The following is a 6727-nucleotide window of genomic DNA, read 5'->3' as shown; positions in this document are numbered from 1 at the left end:
AGCTCTGGTCTACTGCAATGCACTGAGTGGTCTGTTTTAATGCACTAGGTGGTCTAAATATATGCACTTGTGGTCTGTTTCGAATGCAATACTCAATAAGTAGACTATGAAAGGTGATGACTATGTTCACTAAATTTTTAAACTTAGAGCCCGTAAGAAGAAATACAATTTTGAATGCTGCTCTAAGAGAGTTTGCCTGCAAAGGATTTGATGATGCATCAACCAATGTAATTGCTAAGGAATCAGGTATCTCAAAGCCTTTGATGTTTCACTATGTCAACAATAAAAAAGATTTTTTTATCTTTCTTTATGACTATTGTCTGGACATTGTGAATCAAGAGTATTTTGACCAAATAAATTTGCATGAGAAGGATATTTTTGAGCGTCTGCGACAGACTTGCTTACTTAAGATTCAACTGCTAAAAAAATATCCTTGGATTTTTGATTTTATAAGAGTTGCGGTGTTTACCGATTCTGAGATGGTGAAGGAGGAGATTGAGAAAAGGCGTAAAATGGTTGAAGCCAGCAGCTTTGAGCGGTTTTATGGAGATATTGATACATCCAGATTTCGAAGCGTGCTAGACATAGAGAAGGCAAAGCAACTGATTTTCTGGGCAGTAGGCGGATACGCAGATCAAATACTGGAGCAATTTAAAAGCTTGGATATCAAAGAGTTTGATTTTGATAAAATACGCACAGAGTTTGATGGCTATTTAGATGAGCTTCGAAAAACTTATTATAAATTGTAAGGAGGGCATTATGATGAATGTAATTGAAACAAGAAGACTTACTAAATTTTATGGCAAACAGGAGGCTTTATGTGGAGTTGACTTGACTGTGAAACAAGGGGAGGTCTATGGGTTTATTGGACCAAATGGATCAGGAAAATCAACAACCATCCGCATCCTTTTAGGAATGCTTCGTAAAAATGGAGGAGAAGCAAAGTTGCTGGGCGCTGACCCTTGGCAGGATGCCGTTGCTCTTCATAAGAGACTTACCTATGTGCCTGGAGATGTGACATTATGGCCAAACTTAACCGGAGGTGAGGTAATTGATTTCTTAGGTCGTTTGCATGGTCAAATCAATCCTTCACGTCGCAGGGAACTAGTGGATATGTTTCAGCTTGACACAAAGAAAAAATGCCGTAGCTACTCTAAAGGGAATCGTCAGAAGGTGGCACTGATTTCAGCATTTGCTTCTGACGCGGAGTTGCTGATTTTAGACGAGCCTACCAGTGGACTTGATCCATTAATGGAGCAGATTTTTCAGGGATATATCTTAGAATTAAAGAAACAGGGAAAAACTGTTTTTCTATCCAGTCATATTCTTGCAGAAGTAGAATTGCTTTGTGACCGAGTTGGCATAATCCGACAGGGGAAAATTGTTGAATCTGGTACCCTTGAAGAATTGAGGCATTTAACACGTACAACTATTAGCGTGGAACTTTCCAACCCTACAAATTTAAATCAACTGCAAGGGATTCACGATATAGCACGAAAAGAAGAGAAGTGGTTCTTTTCAGTGGATGCCAGTGCCATAGAGACAGTGATGAGCAAGCTTGCTCCTATGGGTATTAAGTCTCTTACAGCGGAACCGCCCACTTTAGAAGAACTGTTTATGCGTCATTATGGTCAAGATATTCGGGAGGTGCTTTAAGATGAAACAAAGTGATTTTATAGGTACCGCCAAGCTACTTAGGCTTTATCTGCGACGAGACAGAATTATTCTGCCTATATGGATATCGCTGGCCTTGATGGTGATTGTCGGGCAGGTGTCTTTTGTGAAAGGGATGGCAGATTGGAAGATATTTATCACTGAACTATCTGAAAGTCCTCTTACCTCTGCTTTGCTTGGACCTGTTGTTCCATTAAGCATAGAAGGAGCCATCCTTTGGCGTGGTCTGCTGCAGGCTTCCATAACAGTCATGATTGGAGCAGCATTTACTATGATTCGACATACCCGTACTGAGGAAACATCCGGAAGAAATGAATTGATCCTTGGAAGACCAGTAGGAAGATACGCCAATCTATCGGCAGCCCTGATCCTTTCCTATGGAGGAAGTTTTCTGGCGGGCTTATTGACTGCTGTATATTTTATGGGAATCGGCTTTGCAGGGAGCGGTTCTCTGCTGGCTGGACTGACTCTTGCCGCTTCTGGATTTATGTTTGCTGGAATCGGCGGATTATGTGCACAAATTTTTTCCCATAGTGGCAGTGCAAGAGGAGCTGTATTTGGCATATATGGATTAACCATGGTAGCTATGGTTACAAATAATATGGGAGGTGGAAGCACAGGGTGGGCATGGCTTGCTCCCGAATCATGGTTCCGTATCACCCTTCCCTTTGAGGGGAATCTTGCTTGGCCATTATTAATTTTCATCGTACTTTCTGCTCTGCCGATGATGATTTCCTATATGCTGCTTGGTCGCCGTGATATGGGTGTCGGGCTTATCATCCAAAAAGGAGGTCCGGCTAACGCTTCTCCACATCTCATTTCTCCAATGGCCTTTGCTTGGCGTCAGCATAAAGGCAGTATTCTGGGCTGGGCAATTGGGATGGCCTATCTTGGGGGAATTATGGGTGTGGGTACGCCCAATATATCCGAAACTATGAGTTCCATGTTCGCCCAGATGAACACTTCTTGGGCAGCTGCTATAGTAAATCTGGGCAATCAGGAAGGTTTCATAGCAATTTTAATCTACATTCTGGGACTGATGGCAGGTTTATCGGTATTTGCTATCACAACAGTACAAAACCTGTGGCAGGAAGAAAAGGAGCATTATGCCGATATGTTATTGTCAAGACCCGTGAGTAGGTTCAAATGGATGGGAAGCTATTTGACGGTTGCTTTCGTAGGTAGTGTGTTGATACTCCTTACCCTTGGTTTGGCTTCCGGCTTAGGATGGAGTATTGCTTCGGGAGAGTTCAATCATTTTCCTCGAGTGTTAGTCATGAGCCTTTCAAAAATTCCTTCTGTCTGGACAATTATTGGCATCGCCACCCTATTGTATGGCTGGCTTCCACGTATTGGCTCTGTTCTCAATTGGCTTATATTAGGTACGTTTATTTTCATCGAGATGCTTTGGGAGGTTGGAATCGTAGGATGGTCTGCACTGCAATGGACGCCCTTCGCCTATGCCCATTATAGTATTCCAATCCATGAGCTTTCTATCGTGCCGCTGATTGTGTTAGTAATTATTGCTATGGGACTTACATGGTTAGGCTTTGTTGGATTCAGGCGTCGAAGTATTGGATAAAACATATAACTCAAATATAGACAATAAGACTCCATTAGGCTAAAAAGATATGGAGGCAGTAACCAGAGAACGTAAATGGCAAATTAATGCTTTAAATTAAGCGTGGATGATATAAAAGTTGTTGAAAAAATATTCATCAAAGCAGAAGAGTTATAAAAAGTTAATTGATAAAAGGAGTGTATTCGTATGGTAGACAATGTCATTCAAATAGTAACAGAGAAATTATCTTCTTTGCCTTGCGTAGAAGGTATTGTATTAGGGGGTTCACGTGCAAGAGGCACCCATACAGAAGATTCTGATATAGATATTGGAATTTATTACAATGCGGAATCATTTAACCTGGCAGCGATTAATCAAATTGCTACAGAATTGGATGATGAGAATAGAAATAATCTTGTTGTACCTCTCGGAGCATGGGGTGATTGGATTAATGGGGGCGGATGGTTAGTTATAAACGGGTATCATGTTGACTTGATTTTACGTGATATAAAACGGGTAGAACAAATAATCAAAGATACGGAGCAAGGAATTGTTACTGCCAATTATCAGACCGGGCATCCCCATGGTTATATAAGTGCTATGTATCGTGGAGAATTAGCGATTAGCAAAATACTATATGCTAAGAACGAAAGCTTATGCGAATTAAAAAAGCATGCAGAAATTTACCCTGCTGCTCTAAAGAAGAGCTTGATAAACTTTTTTATATTTGAAGCTGAATTCTCTTTAATGTTTGTAAAAGCAAATGTGGGAGCAGAGGATAAATATTATATTGCAGGCCATGTTTTTCGTATTATTTCATGCTTAAATCAAGTACTATTTGCATGCAATATTGCTTATTGCATTAACGAAAAGAAAGCTATAAAACTGCTTGAAACTTTTGAATATAAACCTGAAAAATATGCCGAAAGGGTTAATCATATTTTTGAAGTACTCGGTCTTTCACTTTTTGAATGCTACGATATGACCGAGAAGCTTTATAAAGAAGTGAAAAAAATTGCAACGGAGATAAATAACTTTTTAAACGAGGGGAATTCAGATGAAAGAAAACAAATATGATGACAATATATTTTTTCAAAAGTACAGTCAAATGAGTCGTTCGCAGCAGGGTCTGGCTGGTGCAGGAGAATGGGAAACATTGAGAAAGCTGCTACCAAATTTTAAAGATAAGCGTGTACTTGACTTAGGATGCGGCTATGGTTGGCACAGCATCTATGCTATGGAAAATGGCGCCTCTTCTGTAGTAGGTGTTGATATTTCACATAAAATGCTTAAAGTAGCAAAAGAAAAAACGCATTTTCCACAGATTGAATATAGATGTTGTGCTATAGAAGATGTAAGTTTTCCAGATGAGAGCTTTGATATAATGCTCAGTTCATTGGCATTTCATTATATAGAAGACTATGAGGATATGATTAGTAACTTGTATAAAATGTTAAAACCAAATGGAACACTTATTTTTACGATTGAACATCCTGTTTTTACTTCCTATGGAACACAAGGCTGGTATTATAACGAAAAAGGAGAAATACTGCATTTCCCGGTGGACAATTATTATTATGAGGGAAAACGGACAGCTGTATTTTTGGGAGAAAAGATTACAAAATATCATAGAACACTGACCACATATCTAAATACACTGCTTTCAAATGGTTTTATAATAAATCAGATTGTGGAGCCACAACCACCAGAAAACATGATGGATATTCCGGGGATGGAGGATGAAATGCGCCGTCCCATGATGTTGATTGTATCTGCAAGAAAAGGATGTAAATAATATAGAAACAAAAATTATTTCATAGTGGATATGAGCTTCGAGAAGTGGATAAGAACGATTTGAAAAATCTTGGTAGCCTCATTTCAGAGTAGTGTATCATAGATGAAATAAATATTTTACAAGGAGAATTAAAATGGATTTATTAGAATTAATCATAGAATTTCATAAGGATAACGAACGGCAGGGACCGGGCAGTGATGAAGCGACATTAAAAGCTCTAAATATTGCGGATTCGTGAGTCTGACTGGTTCGAGCATCGTCTGTTTAAATGACCCGATACCGACATCAATCTGCATGTGTTCAGTTCGGGCACATCAGAGATTGATGCCAAAACGTCGATAGTCCAGGAAATCGTGGAACGAGCGAATGCAAATATATAACATCAGATTATATTATGATCAACCGTAATAATATGAGTCGACTATATAGTGCACAGATTGTCGGATGGGTAAGCGCATCCTTTGATAACATCGATGATGAAAGGAGGTATTTGATGGATTCTTTAAGTAGCATGAATAACGCAATGGTTTATATTGATGAGCACTTAACTGAGGATATCGATTATAGTGAAGTTTCTAAAATCGCTTACTGTTCAGAATATCATTTTAGGCGTATGTTTTCTTTTTTATCAGGCATAAGCTTATCAGAATATATTCGTAGAAGAAGACTGACGCTGGCTGCACTTGATTTGAAAGATAGGGATTTGAAAATAATTGATGTAGCCGTCAAATATAGCTATAATTCAGCTGATTCATTTTCCCGTGCTTTTCATTCTATGCATGGTATTCTTCCTTCTGAAGCAAGGAGCGAGAATACACAGTTAAAGGCCTATCCTCAAATGACCTTTCAATTATCAATTAAAGGAGGATGCGAGATGAATTATCGTATCATTGAAAAAGAGGCATTTAAATTAGTAGGATTTAAGAAGAGAGTTCCAATTATTTTTGAAGGTGTCAATCCAGAGATTGCAAAAATGACTGAACTTTTAGTCCCTGAGGTTATTAAAGAATTAAAATCACTTTCAAATGTAGAACCAATAGGGATTATTAGTGCATCTACTAACTTCTCGGAAGGAAGAATGGAAGAAAACGGTAGGCTGGATCATTATATCGGTGTAGCAACTTCAAGTGATGAAACAGCAGAATTCGATGTATTGGAAATAGAAGCCAGTACCTGGGCAGTTTTCGAATCCATTGGGCCATTCCCGGAAACACTTCAAAATATATGGGGAAGGATATACTCAGAGTGGTTTCCATCTTCAGGATATGAGGCAGCCATTGGTCCTGAAATTTTGTGGAACGAGAGTCCAGACACTGAAAATCCAAAGCATCGGAGCGAAATCTGGATTCCAGTTAAGAAAAAAGATATTAAATAAATATGGTAATTGATTAGGTTGACTTGTTCCCGCCTACCTATACCACAAATATAGTCGTGGACTTATTTCCGACTACTGCGAAAACCATAAAATACCATGACACACTATAAAAGGTAAGGAATTGTAAAAAACATCAATCCGAACGGGTCATTGCACGTTGAGTGCGTAAATTTTGGGGACGAACCTTGAAATTCAAGCTCCGTCCCCAAAATGGAATTCGTCTAGATTAGATAATTGCAGAAAGAGCAAAGCCAACGATATGAAGGCTTTGCTCTTTTGTATTTCAGTTGTCCGTCCCCATAAAATCGTGTAAAATTAAGTT

The 6727-nt window shown here is 38.9% G+C and carries 6 protein-coding genes and 1 pseudogene; all 7 read left to right on the top strand.

What is annotated here, in order from left to right; translation table 11 throughout:
• Positions 1-122: 122 nt before the first annotated feature.
• Entirely contained in the window at positions 123-749 is a 627-nt protein-coding gene (locus DES36_RS14525) for a TetR/AcrR family transcriptional regulator (RefSeq protein WP_113921943.1), read from the top strand.
• Between the two features lie 10 nt (positions 750-759).
• The gene (locus DES36_RS14520; RefSeq protein WP_207657480.1) at positions 760-1656 is read left to right on the top strand and encodes an ABC transporter ATP-binding protein; all 897 of its coding nucleotides are present in this window, start codon (positions 760-762) and stop codon (positions 1654-1656) included.
• Position 1657: 1 nt separating this feature from the next.
• Positions 1658-3256, top strand: a complete 1599-nt coding sequence (locus DES36_RS14515) for an ABC transporter permease (protein WP_113921942.1) — start codon at positions 1658-1660, stop codon at positions 3254-3256.
• Between the two features lie 186 nt (positions 3257-3442).
• The gene (locus DES36_RS14510; RefSeq protein ID WP_113921941.1) at positions 3443-4312 is read left to right on the top strand and encodes a nucleotidyltransferase domain-containing protein; all 870 of its coding nucleotides are present in this window, start codon (positions 3443-3445) and stop codon (positions 4310-4312) included.
• On the top strand, positions 4293-5030 hold the full coding sequence (locus DES36_RS14505) for a class I SAM-dependent methyltransferase (RefSeq protein WP_113921940.1): 738 nt from the start codon (positions 4293-4295) through the stop codon (positions 5028-5030). The genes DES36_RS14510 and DES36_RS14505 overlap by 20 nt, the downstream gene beginning before the upstream one ends.
• Before the next feature lie 11 nt (positions 5031-5041).
• Positions 5042-5122: pseudogene (locus DES36_RS15485) on the top strand (aminoglycoside adenylyltransferase); the annotation flags it as partial.
• Between the two features lie 401 nt (positions 5123-5523).
• A complete protein-coding gene (locus DES36_RS14490; protein WP_113921936.1) occupies positions 5524-6405 on the top strand; it encodes an AraC family transcriptional regulator in 882 nt (293 codons plus the stop codon).
• The last annotated feature ends 322 nt before the right edge of the window (positions 6406-6727 follow it).

Source organism: Alkalibaculum bacchi, from assembly GCF_003317055.1.
GTDB classification, from domain to species: Bacteria; Bacillota; Clostridia; order Eubacteriales; family Alkalibacteraceae; genus Alkalibaculum; species Alkalibaculum bacchi.
Note: the sequence above shows the minus strand (reverse complement) of the source record. Positions and strands in the feature narration are given on the sequence as shown.

Excerpts from the sequence above, each read along its gene's own strand:
- DES36_RS14520 (WP_207657480.1), top strand. The coding sequence starts at position 760 with ATGATGAATGTAATTGAAACAAGAAGACTTACTAAATTTTATGGCAAA.
- DES36_RS14515 (WP_113921942.1), top strand. The coding sequence starts at position 1,658 with ATGAAACAAAGTGATTTTATAGGTACCGCCAAGCTACTTAGGCTTTAT.
- DES36_RS14525 (WP_113921943.1), top strand. The coding sequence starts at position 123 with ATGTTCACTAAATTTTTAAACTTAGAGCCCGTAAGAAGAAATACAATT.
- DES36_RS14510 (WP_113921941.1), top strand. The coding sequence starts at position 3,443 with ATGGTAGACAATGTCATTCAAATAGTAACAGAGAAATTATCTTCTTTG.
- DES36_RS14490 (WP_113921936.1), top strand. The coding sequence starts at position 5,524 with ATGGATTCTTTAAGTAGCATGAATAACGCAATGGTTTATATTGATGAG.
- DES36_RS14505 (WP_113921940.1), top strand. The coding sequence starts at position 4,293 with ATGAAAGAAAACAAATATGATGACAATATATTTTTTCAAAAGTACAGT.